This window comes from Paenibacillus solani (genome assembly GCF_050475945.1).
GTDB classification, from domain to species: domain Bacteria; phylum Bacillota; class Bacilli; order Paenibacillales; family Paenibacillaceae; genus Paenibacillus_AQ; species Paenibacillus_AQ solani_A.
This window is the reverse complement of sequence record NZ_JBCMXJ010000012.1, coordinates 159,186-176,827: the sequence shown is the minus strand read 5'-3', so window position 1 is coordinate 176,827 and position 17,642 is coordinate 159,186. Positions and strand designations below refer to the sequence as shown.

Here is a 17,642-nt window from a genome sequence, read left to right as displayed (position 1 = left end):
TTGCATAATCATCACAGAGCAGCGGTTCACATAGCTGCTCTGTTTTGTTTTACACTAATACGGCTTGATGGCCGAGCATAAGAATAAGAAGTCAACATTGTAGGGCTTTTTTATTCAATATGTTGTAAAATAATGAATGAAATAGGATGGTTACACCAGAGAGGGGAATATTGCGTGTCCAACCGATTGCAACTCCTCCTTGCAGCAGATTTCGCTGATCTGAGCGAACCTATTCAGGAAGAGATTTATTATGAATTTTATGACCTCGTCTACGGTCAAATATTATATGTGGTTCGGGATCATGCTGCTGTTGAGGATATCATTCAAGAGTCTTTTATTAAAGTGATTACAAGTAAACCCAGCTTCGAACTGGAAAGCAAGATGCGAGGATGGCTGCGTGTCGTCGCCAAAAATTCAACCATGAATTATTTAAGAAAAAATAAAAAATACCGTAACCAAGTAGATGTCGATAGTGTTTTTATTAATGACGAGGATGTTCTGGCTTCCTCAACGAATGTTGAACATCAGGTAGAGTCCAACATTCTGGAGGAATCCATTGAGTATTACCTCGACAAGCTAAAGCCTGAATACAAGCTGTTGATCGAGTACCGCTGGAAACACAGTCTAACGTACAGGGAAATCGCGGAGCTGCTGAATACTCGCGAGGAAATTGTGAAGCAGCGCTTGTATCGGGCCAGAGAATCCGTAAAGAAAATGCTATATAGAGAGTGGGGTGAATTGGATGAGCAACGAAAGATACGATGATTGGTTTGATGAAGCCTTTGATGAAGCCTTTGATCGTGCGGCCTCACGTTCCTCACTCCCTACTGACAACGAATCCAAACGTCAATCATGGCAGCAAGTCAAACTGCAAATCGAACGAACAAACAAAAAGAAACAGCGCCTTCGCAGATTTCAGCTAGCCGGAGTTATTGCAGCTTCCATGGCGTTCGGAGCATTAATGTTCTCTCAACCTTCAATCACACAAGCCGTATCACCAATCTATCAGCAGATCGTTGATTGGGGCAACGGTATCACTGGCCAGATATTCGGTAAAAAAGAACCTGTGGATACGAGCAAGGCCCTTACAACCCCGCCACCGGATATTGCAACTCTCCCTGAGCAAGAAAATACAGAGCAATTACCACCAGCCGAAGTGGTGGAAACGAACGTAGTTCACTTTACGGATTCCGATGAGTCTTTAACGGAGTCGCAGAAGCGCGTATTATTTAAGATACCTGAAATCGGCTATATTCCAGACGGCTTTGAGTTCTATGAGGCAACGGGTATCGCGGATAGTGAACAAGCGCCACTGTTAGATCTTCACCTCCAATACAAAAATGCGGATGATAAATTCTTTTACATTGATTTAATGGATATGTCAACTGAAAGAGCGTTTGGCTTTGGAGGACAGATTCTCGAAACATTGACGTTGAAATCAGGAGCAGAAGCCTACCTGAATGAAACCAATCTCCGTTTTTTTCATGATAATGACAGTGTATTGGTGAATATCAGCGGATTCTTCTCCAAAGATGAATTAGTAAAAATCGCTAACAGCATACATTAAATGAATTTATACAAACAAAGAAGAGCACTTTGATAAAGTGCCCTTCTTTGTTGTTTATTGCTTTACCTAAATACATATCGATATTATTTTTCCACTAATAATGAATTTGTAAAATAAGTTCCATCCTCGTATGTACCGCTCTTATTAATCCAATGAATGGTCTTGCCACGGTAATAGTAGCCTGCTGTAACATTGAAATTCTTCACGCCGCTAAGGGAACTCCTATTCGTCCCGCTATCACTGGAACTACCAATATCCTGCCACTCTGACCCTGTCCAACGCTGAATAACATAATTGATACCAATGGTGTCTACTGTTTGTCCTGCACTTGTAAAACCACTAATGTTCACTTGGGTACTGCTTGCCTTACTAATCGAAGAAGAGTAGTTTAATAAATATTTATTCGCTAACAGGTTGATAGAAGAATTGAGATTCAATTCCACGGGTGGCGGTGGTGTTAACGCACCAGGTGCGATGTCTTCAGAGGAATCCGCATAAGCTCCTCCGGCTAGAGATAAACTTAAGAGAACGCTAACGGCAAGTGCTGCAGCAATACGTTTAGAACTGCGTACTTTTGGCATAACATCACCTTTCTTTCATTTATTAGGAACATCCATATTTTAACACGTAAATCTAGCACAAAAGTATCTGTTTTTTCACTATTTGATATAATATTTGAAATCTTTACAGACAAAAAAACGACGACAATAGATGTCGCCGCTTTTATCATTCAGCCCTACGCACCTGCTTCTTCTTGAAGCAGCTGCTGCTGTTGTTTAATCAATCGAATTCGCGAAATCCGCTTATTCTCCGTCTCCTCAATCACAAAGCAATGGTCTTCGTATATGACAGACTGGCCTATGTGAGGGAGCAGTACCTCAAGACGTGAAGATAACCATCCCCCGATGGTATCATAGTCTTCTGTATCCAAATTCAGACCAAACTGGTCATTAATTTCATCAATCAGCATCAATCCATCAATGGAGTATTCATCCTCCCCCATCTGTTCAATCCCGGGACGCTCTTCATCAAATTCGTCTTGAATCTCACCGACGATTTCTTCCATGATGTCTTCCAGGGTTACGAGTCCTGAAGTCCCGCCATATTCATCGATAAGAATCGCAATTTGTGTCTTGCTCCGCTGCATTCGTCGCAGCAGCTCGCTAATCTTGATCGATTCCGGAACTGCAATGATAGGTCGAATCAGAGAGAGATGGTCGCGAACATGTCCCCGCATGAGATCTTTAATATGGATAAAACCAATAATATGGTCCTTGTCTTCATCGCAGATCGGATAACGGGTTCTCATTCCCTCGCTTGCAATCTTCAGATTCTCATCCATCGAAAGATTGTTGTATAAGCAGATCATTTCCGTTCTGGGAATCATGATCTCCCTTGCCGTCGTATCGGCAAACTCAAAAATATTATCGACTAATGCCATATCCGTACTATCCATCAGACCGCTTTCACTGCTCTCTTTCATCATATCCCTTAGTTCTTCCTCGGTGTGAACATTGCGCTCGACCACCGGCTGCATTCGGAATAAACGAAGAACGTTATTGGAGAGACCATTGGCAAACCAGATGAACGGATACATGATCGTATAAAACACCCGCAAAGGACCTGCGGATAGCAGCGTGATTTGTTCCGCTTTACGTACGGCTACCGTCTTGGGCGCTAATGCCCCGAATACGATGTGCATGAGTGCTATCAGGATGAAAGCTAATACCAAGGACAAGATATGAACAGCTGAATTGCTCCAACCCATACCGTTGAACCAAGGCATCATGATGGCGGATATCATTCTTTCGCTGATCCAGCCAAGTCCGATGGACATGATCGATACGCCGAATTGGCATGCGGATATATATCCGTCCAGATTCTTCAGTATATCTTGCACAAGCTTCGCTTGGCGATGTCCTTCTTCAACCAGAGCGTCTATTCGACTGCCTTTCACTTTCACTAATGCTAATTCTGCTGATACAAAAAAACCATTTAACAAAACAAGAAACAATACCAAGGTTAAACTGATCAAACTCGGTAAGGGGTCACTCAATCGATCTCCTACCCGCCATACAGCATGCTATGGCGAATAGGAACACCTCCTTCGGTTATTAAAAATGTGTGGTGCCATGAAGCATAACAGCGTGTTCGGACTGCGCATCAACTTCCCAATGGACTCATCTCCTTATCTTATTCCGTCTTTATCATGCTATATAAGTAATTATATAGTACTACGATACACAGTCAAACGCCGTCTTATGACATTAATCCGCGTTGTTACAAGCTTTAATTTGATTCTCACCCTTTAACACATCTTTTCCGATGAATTGATCTATTCTATGAATCAAGTTACGTAAATGTCCATAGAATAGGATTATCCATATGTATAAATGACTAAAACCGCAGAAATACCGCATCTCTTCAATACGAGTAACCCCCGTTACCTATGGCAAGCGGGGGTTAGGATACGTATGAACTCGAATTATCTTGTGGTAGGCGGAGGGTTGCCGATTACACCTGGATATTGATACGTAAGCGGCTCATCGAATACGACGTAATCAAGATTTACCATGAGCAGGATAATGCGACGCCCTGTCGACCGTTCGCTGATAATGATATGGTCGCGTCCGGCGGCTTCAATGACACCCGTGAACACTTTTGCATTCCACTGTGAATTGTTTTCGTATGTCATGTAGAAGGTTCCTTGTTTCCCCAGGTTCAAACGAAGAATATTCTCGACATAGGATTGCTCGAATTGGGGAGCGGGAACCACGGTACCTCCTTGCGTCATCGGACTCCCACTTGGTACTTGCGGGGGAACGTTTGCGGTATAGCCTGCTGTCCCGCGAGCGGGTATTCCCGGATAACGCACACCATTCATAAAGTTCACAGGCGGCACACCTTGATTGTACATAAGTATTTTTCCTCCTTTAATGTATAACTCCCGCATATGCGGCTGTAACACGTAATCAATAGACTCCCGGGCAATCCTCATAGGTTGGTGTGAAGAAGCAATGTGCTTTGAAACGACCTGTGTTTTGTTGATCGTACCAGGTTGGGGGGCAATCTCCCGCTGGACGGAAAAACCATAGCGCGTTGCTGGCCGGCCATATGCGTTCCCCGTTAATTACCCTTTGGGCAAGCCGACGATCTCGATCCCTGGCCCGCTGATAAAAGTAGCCTTTCTGTGTTGCTTCGAACCCCCCCGGGCTCTGGAACACCATATCATTCATATTGCGGATGTTGCGAAAATCCAGGCAGTTGCCTAAAATGCGATTTACACCGACATTCCCTACCATGAGCATGCCCTGCTCGCCTTCCCCTTCTGCCTCTGCGCGTATTAATCTTGCCAGAAGATCCACATCACTCGAATTCGTTCTGATGACTGCCACAGAGTTTCCCCTCGCTTCCTTAAGATCACGTTGTATCGTATGTGCATTAGCCCAGAAATGTGACTGATGATATTAAAAAAATTCAAAAAAAAAAGATCCCGCCGGTTAACCAGCAAGGATCTTTAACTCAAGTAGATATTTAAACCGCAGTGACCGAGAACATCAGCCCACAATAGATCAAGACAACGCTGCCTAGCCCGCTTAAGAGCGCACCTGCCGCAGCTCGGTTCCTCCGAAATACATGTACTACATTCCAGAGAAGAACCAGTCCAAGACACAGACTGAGGATGCCAATCCAACTCCATGTGAATGTCAGTTCACCAATTGTAAATCCGGGATGGAACCATACAAAGGTTGTTGCAGGACCGTAAATAGCCAAAGAATCCGTCACTTCATGCGGGGCCGGTTGCTGGTTCATGTAACCAGTGAAAACATAAATCAACCAGATCAGAACACCTTCCATTCGAGCCCATGCTGCAGGATGATACAGGTCATCTCGCTGAAGCTTACGCTTGATTAGAAAGCCGTTAACAAAAGCAAATACCAACAGCGGCAGAATTAAAATATGCTTTACTAGCAGCGCTTGCCCGTAGGACAATGTCCAGCTGTTCACCGGTTCAGGCGTTACCGCCGTCATCAGGAGCAGGCCTGAACCAATCACCACGATGACACAGGCAACGGCCACGGGGTGGAACCATCTTAGAAACGCCCCCCAATTCACCTGATTAATACTGAACCATCCAGTAAGCAGCAAAGTACCCGTCCAGACTGCCATCGCTGTGAAATGACCGATGAATGCAAGTTGCCCCACGCCATCTAACAAAGAAGCTGCGTGATTAAACGAGGACATTGCTACCGCAATGCCTAATAGCGCAATAGGCATAATCCAGCGTAATACGGAGTTAGGCTTTCGGCGAACGATCACAGTCAAGATGGCGAGCAATATCGAAAGCACCAGAACCCAGGCATACCGTTCGCCTTCGCTGAATTTGAACATCACGCTCTGAAAAGACTGCCAGAACCCGATATCATTCTTAAAAAACATAATGATCTTCAGCAAGGGAACAAATCCAGCTACGATGATGACCACTGCCGCCAACGGTCCAAGCCAGGCCGGAACGGAAATGGAAGGTTTCTTGGATTTCGGCACCATAGACAACACCGTGATACCTGCCAAATAGGCATAGGCTAAATAAAGAAACGGCTCACTTAACCAGTAGAAGGACATTATTTTTTCTTCCGCGATGCTTTAATACCAAAATAACTTGCAACAAAAGCTACGACTACAATGATGATAATCCACACGATTGTCCCGCTACCCGGGGATTCTTCGTTTGTTGAAGATTTTTCCTCCTGCTGGTTCTGATCAGTCTTCTGATCCGTGTTGTCCGCAGTGTTATCATCCGCAGGGGCCGTTTCTTCCTGAGCATTTCCTGTATCTGCAGGCGTTTCCTCATTATCGGCAGGTGTTTCAGCTGGTGTCTCCGGGACTGTCTCTGCTTCAGGTGCATCAACCTCGAAGTTGTATGTACCGTCTACGGGATGTCCATCACCGCCTACGATTTTCCATTCAACGGTGTAAGAACCGGTAGGAAGTGGTGCCGCCAGCGTACCTACCATATTGTTCTCGGTTACGTTGACCTCGGATACTTCAACTGCTTCACCTTGTTCGTTCTTAATTTTAATCGTACTCAAATTCTCGTCGATATTCTCATTAAATGACAAACTGACTTCTTTCACATTTTCCGTCAGCTTGGCATCAGCGGCAGGCGTACTGGTCTCCAGCTTTGAATGGGCCCAAGTTGCTGTGGGGAACGCCAGCACTAGCAGCATAATCAAGGCCAGAAAAACTGAACTCTTCACATGTTTCAACACGAAAATCTCCTCCAAACCAATTATCTCAAATTTGAATCTTCCTCATCATAACAAAGACATTCTGACAATGCTAATGAGATTATTGTGAACAATGCTCTTCTAGCATTTTACACAAAATAAGGGAAGCTGCATAGCATGCAGCCTCCCTTATATATCTCGTTTATCCCAGTCTACTACTCTCGCTCATACCAGTAGCCGGGCACTCCTTTTGACAGACGCAGCAAGGCTTCGAGGTAATAATAATCCCCCCAGATCATATAATCATCTGGTCCAATCCCGCCTCGGACGAAATAGGATCCATGCTTAATCAAGCCTTCCTCGTCGTCCTCACCTATAGTAGAATATTGGTTTACAAGAGAAATCATGGATTTCTCGACGGTCTCTGTCAATAGCCCTTTATTGTCATCTTCCGCATCCAGATGCTCAAGAATCTCCAGCATGCCGCATATGGCGATCGCAGAAGCAGAGCTGTCGCGTGGCGTGTCCTCTTCGATTGTGACATCAAAGTCCCAATAGGCCACATGATCCTCCGGCAGTTGTTCAATGAAGAACCGCGAAGCTCGAATCGCTGTCTCCAAATATTTAGGATCACGAGTATATCGGTAGGATAGTGCAAAACCATAGATTGCCCACGCTTGTCCACGTGACCAGGTGGAGCCATCATGATATCCTTGATGCGTACCTCCTGAGATGGGCTTTCCATCCTCAGGATTGAAGTAGAAAGTATGGTAAGAGGAGTCATCGCCGCGCATCAAATAACGGCGGCTTTTATCGGCATGTGCAATCGCTGCTATCCGATATCGCTCATCACCGGTTTGATCGTAGGCCCAGTACAGCAGTGGAATGTTCATCATACAATCAATAATGATGCGCCCGCCATTCTGCTCATCATCCTTTGGTCCCCACGCCTGGATATACTGACCTTCCTCACGCCAGCGCAGCATCAGATGGTCTGCTGCTTGCAGTGCAAGCTGTTTACCATCTTCATTCTGATCTACAATCCACGCTGCAAGAGCAGAGGGCAAGTAGAGGAATCCGATGTCATGATGATCCAGTTCCCGCTTCTCCTCAAGCCGCTGTTTATAATCCTCTAAATGGGCCATTGCCGTTTCCTTAAACAAAGGCTCCTTTGTATATTCATAGCATAGCCAGATCATCCCCGTATAGAACCCTTCAATCCAATCAACACTGTCCCCCCACTCGTAACGCTTCTCTTCCGTAATGTGTGGAAAAAGATTTGGGAATTGTTCGATATTTCTCTTTGTCTTGGCTACTGCATCCATAATTGCTCGTTCCCACATGATCAAATAACCCTCCTAGTCTTTGTTAGCAGTGATCATAACTTCTCTCATGAATGTTGCATGATTCATTTGATTCGCCAGCCATCATAAGATCTCCTTTGCATTCCGAATACTCGACGTAAAAATACAACACGATCGGAAAAGTGCAAAAACAACGCAATAGCCTGTAGAATTGCTGAACAATAAAGTATGCGAAAATGACGAACAACAGCTCTACATTTGCTCGATTATAAACTATAAGAAAGAGCATCTCCCTTAGTGAAGACGCTCTTTCTCCAACCTTTATCTGATCTATTTACAGGCTTCTTATTTATTTGGCGGGGCCTGCCCCGTCTCTTTATTCAGAATGGTCATAACCTTGGACTACGCGCAGATGTGCTCTGGGATGCCTGGCAAATCCATAATACCGGGTGCCCTGAAAACGCAATATTCCCTCGTCTCCTTCCGCACACATGCCAAACTCCTCTCCATTCACTACAAATTCCATGCGATCTCCACTTTCAACTTCGAATGTAAGATAATAGGTGGTACGTGTGCGGCTTGACATCGTATCATCTGTCTGTTGAATATGTTTTACTTCCGTTCGCTTACTTACAATCTTGGAATCAACCGCTAGCAATGGCTGCCGATTATTTCGACTCCACTGCAGGAATCCTTTCCCGACCGACAGCAATATGATCCCGATGACGACGATGAAAAACACGGGCATAACACTGCCGAAAAAATCGAACATCCAAACTGATCCCGATCCCATACGGCTCCCCCCTCCACCTTGTCTTGAAATATGTATATGCTTTATGTCGGACAATTTAACTCCTACAATGCGAAAAGTTTATAGAAATTTTGAAGTACTTGTCCTTTTTTGAACACCAAAAAACCGATGTCTGTACTTTGACAGTCATCGGTTTTATGGGGAGCTGGATACCACGGATGTTCCCTTACCCATTCCTATTTTCATGTTAAGCGTGAACCATTCTCAACCATTTCGTTGTTTCATCTTCCCCTGCCAGTTCATGATCCTGTGGTGTTTCTTCCTGTTCCTTCCAGCATGCCAGGCATTGCTCTTCCGTGTCACATAAACAAGCATCATCGCAATGGTAGCACAAGCGGAGGAAATTAATAGTCGTTTGATCCGTAAACATGATTATCGTCCCCTTCAGGTCATTTTGAGTTATCTTTATTACATCTTCATAGTAGCATATATAATCGATAATTATTGTGATTTATTTCACAATATTGTGTCTAAAAAGACTTTATCGATCCTGATGCCCTCAATCGATAAAGTCTTTGCACAAATCATCTCCACATTATGCTGCCATTAGGCGCATTCTTTCTTTAAATACCTTGCCAGGTTCTTCCGCCGTCACTGCTCTTCATGAGGCGCGAGCGTTTTTTGTCTGTCGTTTCAATTAGCATCCAACCCACTTTGGGTGATGTAAATTGCAGTTTTACCACATTTGGATATTTGGCTAGGTTATTGGTCAACAGCTTGCTCTTAGGGAAAGGCGTCCAAGTCTTCCCCATATCCTTGGAATGATAGACAATGCCATTCACCATTCTAAACCCGTCATGGATCCGGTAAAAAACAGGCTGTATGGTCCCTTTACCAGGATTACCTTTCATAGGAAAGGAGACCAGATTCCATGACTTCCCTGTATCTGTCGTAAAGTAACCCATATAGCTCGCCTGATCATCTTTTATACAGCTAACAGGGATATAGACTTCTTTACCCTTACTGCCATTTCCGAGGAACTTAGGGGCTCCGGCGAATACCGATCCACATTGATCTAAAAGTTTACTTTTAAATACTTGTCCGGAAGACTTCCACTTTTGGCCACCGTCACGGGTAATATATAATTTGGAATATTGCATTTCTCGAATCGTCGCAAAACCGACGAGCGTGTCCGTAAATGTTAAACCAATGATTGAGCCTGTTCGTGGGATAACACTGCCTGGAATACGAGAAGCCGGATAATCGGTGTTCTGCATGATCTCGTCCCACATTTCTCCATTGTTGCTGGTATGGAATAGCGTTTTCTCTTCAGCACCAAGTGAAAGATCCCCCTTTGCCATAATCCATCCTTGTTGGGATGATACAAAAGACATCGCTGAGACGATCCCTGTTTTGGGCAACGATGACAGCTTCCAGGTATCTCCCCCATTCGTCGTATTGAGCAGAATCGTCTCGGCAGATCTCTGTTTGTTTCGAATGATCCAGCCATGATCTTTATCCGTAAACACGATATCTTTTCCATACTCCAGCTTATCAACAAATTGAACGTTGGAGGAAGGCGAAATATCAACCCACGTCTCCCCATAGTCTTCGGTTATATATAGACGCAGTGCAGTATCCGTTATCCCCCACGCAATTCCTGTCGATTCGCTTAAGAGATGGAAATCCGTCAGCCGTGTATGTATCTGATACTTGCTTTTTTCTTCAGGTGCTTTCTTGGCTGTGTCAGGCGTTACAATTGTTATGGTTTGACCTTCTTCTACATCTTCAACCGTTTGGGGAGGGGCTTCTGCAGGAGCCGTCTGCTGTTGTTTTACCGGTTCTGAAGTACAGGCAGCTAATATCAATGTCAACATCATTAGCATACCAAGCCGGAATATAAAACGACTTGATCTCAAGAATTCTTCCTCCTCATTATCATATCAACATCAATGCTTTTCATTTACTATTTCGACATTATACCACATTCCCTCTAACGGATTTGTAAAGAACTGACTTGTAGAATTTACAATAATGTATCTTTTTTGCACGTTTTAATTATTTATGCATAAGGAAGATACCATTATGGAAAACTTTGAGATGTGAATTGATTAGCTAATTAATTAAGAATGAAGGAGGTGAAAATTACGTGGCTAAACCCGATAATCGCAAAGACAATGTAGAACATTTGCAACAAGCAGTTCATAATACCATTGAAAACTACCGCGAAGCAGAAGATTATCTCGAAGAGTTCGGAGATGAGATCCCTGCAAGTGAGAAGGAACAAATTCAAGATCGTAACGCTCGTCGCGAACACAGTATTTCCGGCTTCCGGGAAGAAATCAAAGACGAGGCAGCTCATCAGCAAGGAGAATAATTCACGAATAGCAAAATAACAGGGAGGAGCTTCATAGCCCCTCCCTGTTATTTTGTCATGTGAAAGCAGTGCTTCCATTATGGACTCTGTCTGACAATGACGCCTACATAATCCTTTAATTCCTGGGGCGCATCCGTAATAAAGTGTCTGATCGCCTTCACCCTTGACTCCAATTCCATCATATCGTTTGGACCTAGCTGCACAACCGATGAAGATGCTGTCGTTATAACATCCAGGCATCCCACATGAATCGCTTTAAAGTCTTGTATAACGTCTAATTCTACTTCTGACGGCAGCTGCCAAGCAGGTATGGATCTTGAAAATATCGGGTAGTCCTCATATTTACCTTCGTCTTCAAAAAAAACCGGAACTTGACGTTGAACCGCCAATGCTCGCGTATAGGCATCGATAAGCCCCGATTCACCGCAAATGCATGCTGAACTATTTGAGATATTGATGATATATACGTTATCAACAAGAACATGGCGTTTCATGACGGCGTGCCCGGAGATAACGGAACGAGCGGGGTGGTCAGCAGAGATTCAGCAGGAGTGTCATAGATGGAGCTACTATTAATGACCCGGGTATCACCGATCAACAGCACGGATGAGCTTGAGATCGCCGTGATGCGGATTGATCCCACCCGGAGCTCTTTATTAATGACTGTTAATTTCATTAGTAATCCTCTTTCCTTGTTGTAATTGATCAAGGTGTTGTTCAACTGCCTTATCGATTTCTTTTTTCATTTGATTGGCGATCGTTTGCTCAACTTCAACAGGATTCATGGCTGAACTGTTATTATGGTATTCCTGCAGATAAATGTTGATTCGATCTCCAAGTTGTTTGCGAATATCTTCTATCATCACTGTAGCATACGGATCTCCAAGTACAAGGTTGGACTGGGGGACCATTCGCTCGATCAGCGCTGGTACTGCATGTTCCAAGTGGCGAGAAACCTGCTGATGTATATTCGAATAGAGCTCTCCTCCGGCGGCTTCAGTCTGGAGTTGTTCTACCGACTGGCCATTGACGGAGATATTCTCTAATGGCTTGCCATCCGAAGGTGTCAGCCCGATGTTTAAGGTCCCTTCCAATTTTTCGATTTTCAATAAATCAAAATTATATTCGACGTGATCCGTCGTCTTTTGATTGCCTTGCTGTAATTGATTTATTTCTTTACGCATTTCCTTTAGCATTTGTTCCATTCTGGTAAGCTGCTCTGACTGGGATTGAAGGCAACAGAACAATTGCTGTATATGGTGCTGGTACATAGAAATCCCCCCTCCCCTCCCTAATAATTGTATGCGCATGATATAAACCTCATTCTTGTCAATAGAGACCTTCAATCGGAGCAGGTAAAGGAACCAGAGGTGTCGTATTGTTCGGGGGTTCAAATTCTGGAGCAGGGCCCGTAAAACCACCCGTGTTATATACATTGGATAGTGCACGGATCTCACCGGCGGTTCCAATTTGAAGTACCGAGGAGTTGGTCACCGCGTTAATCCTAAGCTGTTGAATATTAATGCATTGATGTACCGTAAGATTCAATGTCACTCACAACCTTAATTAAGCATTAGGCGAATCAATAAGATCCGGATCAAATGTATTCGTACTGCTGGCTTGGTTGTTTGTAATATTTATACCAATCGTGTCTCCGGTGGTGAACGAGTTGGCTCCAGCATAAGCTTTTGAAGTGCTGTTTAAATCAACTACTCCTGTATTTCCAACCAATACCGTAGAACTGGGGCCCACATTTACGATTTTCATATTACCGATAATTGAAACCACAATTCCACCTCTTTATTCAAAATCTCCGTTTGGATATATTCTATGTAGTCGGATGCCCAGATGTCACTTCAATAATCCTTCGCCCATACAATGGATATATAGAAGGTAGGAGGGATTATCGTGAGCTCAAGATCCAAAAAGCCAGACTGGTTGACACAGGATTCTTTCTTTAGCAACAATTCTTTTCCATTTAAAGACCTGAATCATCTTAATGAGGATTATCAGCTGGATCCAACGATCATTGAGGAGTATGTCAAGGATACGATACGACGAGCGTCAGCCGGAAATGAAAATCTGCCTGATCCGAACACACTTCGTTATGAAACGTTAGATACTCATAACTTTCTTGTCGTGAAATGTTATGTACCCAAACGCATACATCCGGAAAAGTTATGGATTCAACTGAACCGGACGCAGATCAAAATCAATGGCTTGCCAAAAGAGCAACACCAGACCATAGTATTACCCGTTCCCATTTTGCCAGCAAAAGCCATTGCAACTTATAGACAGCCTACGCTTCAAATTAAAATGCCGAAAATGTCGCCAGGTCGACTTCATGATATTAATATTCGTTTCTTGTGATATCATACTAATATTAACAAAGACATCAACCAGAAGTACCATTCATATCAACCTGCATGCAACGGATCGAATGTTGTATGCAGGAAATTTTGGACTCTATTTGATTAACTATATACAGATGCCAAAGGTTGCGATATTAAAAAATAAGAGGCTCCCCTCATTTAGACCTTTTTAGTAGTTTCTATGTGAGTGGTTGGGTTGTGTATAGTGAAATGTGAGTAGATGTGGACAAAGGTTTTCCTATTGTGAATTTTTCATATGTTGAAATAATCATATTGTTCAGATACAAATAGATATTCCTTGGCACTAGTGTCAAAGTGAAATCTCTCAACGTTAACTACACTTCATGTAAAATGGAGGAACGATATGTCTGCTCTGTTGTGGAATTTTATATTTTCTGAAGTGTGACATTAATTGGTCAGTTATACACCTAAATATAACAACGAATAGGCAAGTCAAACAGGTGACGAATCGTCCCCTCTTGACTTGCCTATTCGTTGGATTTGCCGTTCTTATGATTAACCTTTGACGGCTCCTTCTGTCAGACCTTTCTGGATATACTTCGAAATGAACAGATAAACAATCAGCACAGGAATAACGGTCAACGCTACTGCCGTAGCCATCAAACCAAAGTCCGTTCCATACTGAGAGCTGATCTCATTCAGTAATGCCACGATCGGTCGGACGTTCTCTTTGTTAACGAAAATCAACGCGGAGAACAAGTCGTTGTATGACCACATAAACACGAAAATACTTGCCGAAGCGAACACCGGCTGCGAGATGGGCACAAAGATTTTCACAAACATCTGCCAACGGTTACAACCATCCATAAATGCAGCTTCTTCCAGTTCCTTCGGAATGGTTGCCATGTAACCAGCAATAACTAAAGTCGCAAATGTTAGGTTCCCTGCAGTCTGAGGAAATATTAACCCCCAATACGTATTAACCATGCTGGTTTTAATGAGAATTTCGTAAACCGGAACTACTGTAGCAAAAGCCGGAATCAGCAAGGTTGCATACAGGATGGAATAAATCGTTCTTCTGCCTCTAAAATTGAATCTGGAGAGCACATAAGCTGCAAGTCCTCCAAGTAATAATACCAAGAACACAGTTCCAAAGGACATTACCAAACTATTGATATAACTTCGACCGATGTTAATGCGGTCAAATGCATTTACATAATTTGAGAATACCGGTTCCCATGCAATGCCAAATGAATTGTTCATGACATCACGAGAAACCTTAAACGAATTGTTCACAATCCAAAACATAGGATAGATGGTTGTTAAGGACCACGCTGTCAAAATCACGTACATCAACGTGGTGCCTAAACTAAACCGACTTTTCCTAACGCGCTGAGTTTTGTGTTCAACGACGATGGTTGGCTCCATAACAGTACACCCCTATAATGCTTAGTATGTAATCTCCTCTTTTTTCAATAAACGATTAGCAAACATTGCAAGCAGTACACCAAAGACTACCATGTATATTGCAACCGTCGATCCATATCCAAAGTTCTGATCTACCATAGCTTTTTTGTACATATAAGTACCCAATACTTCCGTACCATTCTGGCCGCTTGTAATCAGCCACACGAAATCAAATACCTTCATTGTACCTGTTATCGCTAGGGTAATAACTACTTTGACATCACTCATAATCAGCGGAATAGTAAGCATTGTGGTTTTCTTGAACCCTGTGATTCCTTCTAATTTGGCCGCTTCATAATAATCTTGAGGGATCTTGGACATGGCCGTCAGGAACAGGACGAAATAGAAGCCCACATAGTGCCAAACCGTTGGAATCGATACTGCTTTGAGTGCATTTTTCGCATCGAGCCACAGAATTTTCTCTATATTGAAGCTTGCGAGCAAGTTGTTCAACAGACCAAAGTTGTAGTTGTAGAACAACACGAACAACAAGGATATAGCTGTTCCTGAGATAACAACCGGGAAGAAAAATACTGTTCGATAAAAACCTTTTAACTTGGAAATGTTATCCACCATGACGGCGAGCAAAAGTGCTATTCCCACCTGGAATACGATAACATATAACATAATTTCTAATGTATGCAGCGTTGCAGCTCCCAACAGCTTATCCGTAAAAAGTCTCTCATAGTTAGCCCATCCCACAAACTTTTTGTCAAAGAATCCTGAGGTGCGATAAAAACTCAGATACAAGCTTTTAAAGAATGGATAATATAAAAAGACTGTCATGATGGCGGCTGTGGGTAATAAAAACAGCAATATATACTTGCGATCACCCTTCATATTAATCACCCTTGATGTTTATTTTATCGTCCATGTCCAAATGACTACGCCGCCCGAAAGGAAACTGAAGGGCGGCGTACGTCACTTTTAATCTACGGTTACTGATGAAAACTATTTTTTATTATCGTCTTCAGTTTTCTTCGCTTCTTCGATTGCTTGTGTAGGAGTTTTCTTGCCTTCCACTACAGGCTGAACGTTAGCACGAAGATTACCGAATGTTTCCTGCGAAACTTTGCTGTCAACAGGTGCAACGATGGCATCTGCTTTGGCAGCCATAGAGAAACCGTCAAGCGCAACTTGAGCCAATCCAGTCACTTCTACATCAGCTGCAGGTGTACCACCGTTCGCAGAAGCGATTTTTTGGATCGAAGCCGGAGAAGTCAGATGTTTCAACAATGCGATAGCAGCATCTTTCTTGCCTGCATCGTCATAAGTAGCTTTGGAAAGATAGAATCCGGAACCGAATCCACCAATGATTTCGTTACCTGTACCAGCGCCGCCAGGAACCGTAGGGAACGGAATAACCGTGGAGTTGTTACGAGTATCTTCGTTCCAACCACCTACTGCCCAAGATCCTTCGAGCGTCATCGCAGCCAGTCCTTCGCTGTAGTAGTTACCGGACATGCTGAGATCAATTGTTGCTGCATCTTTAGGGAATGCACCCAGATCATACAATTCTTTCATAGCGGTGTAAGCTTTTTCCCAGTTTGGATCAATGCCATCAAGTAGACCTTTGCTCTGGCCAGCCTGACCTGCAGCAGACAAGATCGTATGCTCGATCAGGTAGTGAGATTGGTCAAATGGGACAGACAATGGAATGATACCCTTTGCAGAGAGCGTTTTCACAGCAGTGGTCAATTTATCCCAGTCTGTTGGAAGCTCAAGACCATTCTCTTCGAAAATCTTTTTGTTAACGAACAATCCTTCATAATAACCAGTTAAAGGAGCAGCATAGATATTGCCATCTTTTTGCTTGGCAAGCTCAAGCGCATCTGGAATAAATCCATTTTTCCACTCAGCATCGCCATCAACAATTTCGTTCAGAGGTACAACTTTACCAGCATTTACGAAGCCTTCAGCATCAGCACCGATGAAGTAGAACAGCAAGTCGGGCTCATTGCCGCTGTTCATGTCCGTGTTAACTTTGGTTCTGAAACCATCATCGTTTGCAGACATGGTATCGTTATCAATTTTTACATTCGGATGAGCTGCTGTAAACTCATCCAGCACGGATTTGAACGCTTCACGAGCTGCGTCAGTTCCGCCGAATGTCGAGAACACACGGAGTGAAGTCGGAGGGAAATCTTTTTCCTCTTCTGGTTGAGCCGTTTCCGTTGGCTTTGTTTCTCCTCCTGGAGCAGGCTCAGATGTGCCGCTTTTACCGCCGCCGCATGCCGCGAGCAGCATGGAAAGCAACAGCATGACACTCATGAGTAACATGGAAGTTCTTTTCATTTGTAATCCCCCTAAGTATTTTTTAGAACCTATGTAAATCTTGATGTCTACCAAAATTTTATTCCAACCCCTACCGGTTTCAAAGGGGGACATTCATATTTGGGAGGGGTAAATTCCTCCAAGCTACTTACTATATGCCCATTTCAACCAAAAAATACCAAAATGATTGCCGGGAGAACTGAATGAAGGGTAAAGTGCGAAATGGCTAAGCAAGACGGATCAATTTTTCTATTGTGAATTTTTCATATGATGAATTAAGCTAATATGTAATCTCTCCTTTCCTTAAACAAGCAAGGCCCATCCATGGCAATATGGATGGG

22 protein-coding genes are annotated in these 17,642 nt (G+C 43.5%); 4 read left to right on the top strand and 18 right to left on the bottom strand.

The window, feature by feature from the left end; genetic code table 11:
• The first annotated feature begins 174 nt into the window (after positions 1–174).
• Both ABEQ74_RS14240 and ABEQ74_RS14235 read left to right on the top strand, forming a co-directional pair.
• Positions 175–765, top strand: a complete 591-nt coding sequence (locus ABEQ74_RS14240; RefSeq protein ID WP_430122824.1) for an RNA polymerase sigma factor — start codon at positions 175–177, stop codon at positions 763–765.
• A complete protein-coding gene (locus ABEQ74_RS14235; RefSeq protein ID WP_430122823.1) occupies positions 743–1,567 on the top strand; it encodes a DUF4367 domain-containing protein in 825 nt (274 codons plus the stop codon). Before ABEQ74_RS14240 ends, ABEQ74_RS14235 begins: the two co-directional genes overlap by 23 nt.
• A gap of 83 nt (positions 1,568–1,650) precedes the next feature.
• Here ABEQ74_RS14235 and ABEQ74_RS14230 read toward each other — a convergent pair whose 3' ends face one another.
• From ABEQ74_RS14230 to ABEQ74_RS14185, 10 genes are all read right to left on the bottom strand, one after another.
• Positions 1,651–2,148: a hypothetical protein gene (locus ABEQ74_RS14230; protein WP_430122822.1), complete on the bottom strand. Its 498-nt coding sequence runs from the start codon at positions 2,146–2,148 to the stop codon at positions 1,651–1,653.
• 155 nt (positions 2,149–2,303) lie between these two features.
• On the bottom strand, positions 2,304–3,623 hold the full coding sequence (locus ABEQ74_RS14225; protein ID WP_430122821.1) for a hemolysin family protein: 1,320 nt from the start codon (positions 3,621–3,623) through the stop codon (positions 2,304–2,306).
• Positions 3,624–4,052: 429 nt separating this feature from the next.
• Entirely contained in the window at positions 4,053–4,451 is a 399-nt protein-coding gene (gene gerQ, locus ABEQ74_RS14220; protein ID WP_430122919.1) for a spore coat protein GerQ, read from the bottom strand.
• 88 nt (positions 4,452–4,539) lie between these two features.
• Positions 4,540–4,962, bottom strand: coding sequence for a cell wall hydrolase (locus ABEQ74_RS14215; RefSeq protein ID WP_430122820.1), 423 nt, complete (start codon positions 4,960–4,962; stop codon positions 4,540–4,542).
• Positions 4,963–5,101: 139 nt separating this feature from the next.
• Complete coding sequence (locus ABEQ74_RS14210; protein ID WP_430122819.1) at positions 5,102–6,190, bottom strand: copper resistance D family protein; 1,089 nt, start codon at positions 6,188–6,190, stop codon at positions 5,102–5,104.
• Complete coding sequence (locus ABEQ74_RS14205) at positions 6,190–6,837, bottom strand: copper resistance protein CopC (protein ID WP_430122818.1); 648 nt, start codon at positions 6,835–6,837, stop codon at positions 6,190–6,192. Before ABEQ74_RS14205 ends, ABEQ74_RS14210 begins: the two co-directional genes overlap by 1 nt.
• Before the next feature lie 173 nt (positions 6,838–7,010).
• Entirely contained in the window at positions 7,011–8,138 is a 1,128-nt protein-coding gene (locus ABEQ74_RS14200) for a glycoside hydrolase family 88 protein (protein WP_430122817.1), read from the bottom strand.
• 337 nt (positions 8,139–8,475) lie between these two features.
• Positions 8,476–8,892, bottom strand: coding sequence for a DUF2500 domain-containing protein (locus ABEQ74_RS14195; protein ID WP_430122816.1), 417 nt, complete (start codon positions 8,890–8,892; stop codon positions 8,476–8,478).
• Between the two features lie 205 nt (positions 8,893–9,097).
• Entirely contained in the window at positions 9,098–9,280 is a 183-nt protein-coding gene (locus ABEQ74_RS14190; protein WP_430122815.1) for a hypothetical protein, read from the bottom strand.
• A gap of 193 nt (positions 9,281–9,473) precedes the next feature.
• Positions 9,474–10,769 (bottom strand): VPS10 domain-containing protein, encoded by a 1,296-nt coding sequence (locus ABEQ74_RS14185; RefSeq protein WP_430122814.1) that lies wholly within the window; start codon positions 10,767–10,769, stop codon positions 9,474–9,476.
• A 230-nt stretch (positions 10,770–10,999) separates the two neighbouring features.
• Between ABEQ74_RS14185 and tlp the strand changes: the two genes are divergently transcribed.
• Positions 11,000–11,227: a small acid-soluble spore protein Tlp gene (gene tlp, locus ABEQ74_RS14180; RefSeq protein ID WP_430122813.1), complete on the top strand. Its 228-nt coding sequence runs from the start codon at positions 11,000–11,002 to the stop codon at positions 11,225–11,227.
• A 77-nt stretch (positions 11,228–11,304) separates the two neighbouring features.
• On the opposite strand, the gene ABEQ74_RS14175 is transcribed toward tlp, so the two are convergent.
• Genes ABEQ74_RS14175 through ABEQ74_RS14155 form a run of 5 tightly spaced genes read right to left on the bottom strand, consistent with a single transcriptional unit; the run spans position 11,305 to position 13,015 of the window.
• On the bottom strand, positions 11,305–11,721 hold the full coding sequence (locus ABEQ74_RS14175) for a spore germination protein GerPE (protein WP_430122812.1): 417 nt from the start codon (positions 11,719–11,721) through the stop codon (positions 11,305–11,307).
• Positions 11,718–11,903 (bottom strand): spore gernimation protein GerPD, encoded by a 186-nt coding sequence (locus ABEQ74_RS14170; RefSeq protein ID WP_430122811.1) that lies wholly within the window; start codon positions 11,901–11,903, stop codon positions 11,718–11,720. Before ABEQ74_RS14170 ends, ABEQ74_RS14175 begins: the two co-directional genes overlap by 4 nt.
• Entirely contained in the window at positions 11,884–12,498 is a 615-nt protein-coding gene (gerPC, locus tag ABEQ74_RS14165; protein WP_430122810.1) for a spore germination protein GerPC, read from the bottom strand. Before gerPC ends, ABEQ74_RS14170 begins: the two co-directional genes overlap by 20 nt.
• 58 nt (positions 12,499–12,556) lie before the next feature.
• Positions 12,557–12,775, bottom strand: coding sequence for a spore germination protein GerPB (locus tag ABEQ74_RS14160; RefSeq protein ID WP_430122809.1), 219 nt, complete (start codon positions 12,773–12,775; stop codon positions 12,557–12,559).
• Positions 12,776–12,793: 18 nt separating this feature from the next.
• On the bottom strand, positions 12,794–13,015 hold the full coding sequence (locus tag ABEQ74_RS14155) for a spore germination protein (RefSeq protein ID WP_430122808.1): 222 nt from the start codon (positions 13,013–13,015) through the stop codon (positions 12,794–12,796).
• 120 nt (positions 13,016–13,135) lie between these two features.
• Between ABEQ74_RS14155 and ABEQ74_RS14150 the strand changes: the two genes are divergently transcribed.
• On the top strand, positions 13,136–13,597 hold the full coding sequence (locus tag ABEQ74_RS14150; RefSeq protein ID WP_430122807.1) for an Hsp20/alpha crystallin family protein: 462 nt from the start codon (positions 13,136–13,138) through the stop codon (positions 13,595–13,597).
• A gap of 518 nt (positions 13,598–14,115) precedes the next feature.
• On the opposite strand, the gene ABEQ74_RS14145 is transcribed toward ABEQ74_RS14150, so the two are convergent.
• From ABEQ74_RS14145 to ABEQ74_RS14135, 3 genes are all read right to left on the bottom strand, one after another.
• Positions 14,116–14,988 (bottom strand): carbohydrate ABC transporter permease, encoded by an 873-nt coding sequence (locus ABEQ74_RS14145; protein ID WP_430122806.1) that lies wholly within the window; start codon positions 14,986–14,988, stop codon positions 14,116–14,118.
• A 21-nt stretch (positions 14,989–15,009) separates the two neighbouring features.
• Positions 15,010–15,867 (bottom strand): carbohydrate ABC transporter permease, encoded by an 858-nt coding sequence (locus ABEQ74_RS14140; protein ID WP_430122805.1) that lies wholly within the window; start codon positions 15,865–15,867, stop codon positions 15,010–15,012.
• A gap of 111 nt (positions 15,868–15,978) precedes the next feature.
• A complete protein-coding gene (locus tag ABEQ74_RS14135; RefSeq protein ID WP_430122804.1) occupies positions 15,979–17,322 on the bottom strand; it encodes an ABC transporter substrate-binding protein in 1,344 nt (447 codons plus the stop codon).
• Positions 17,323–17,642 lie beyond the last annotated feature (320 nt).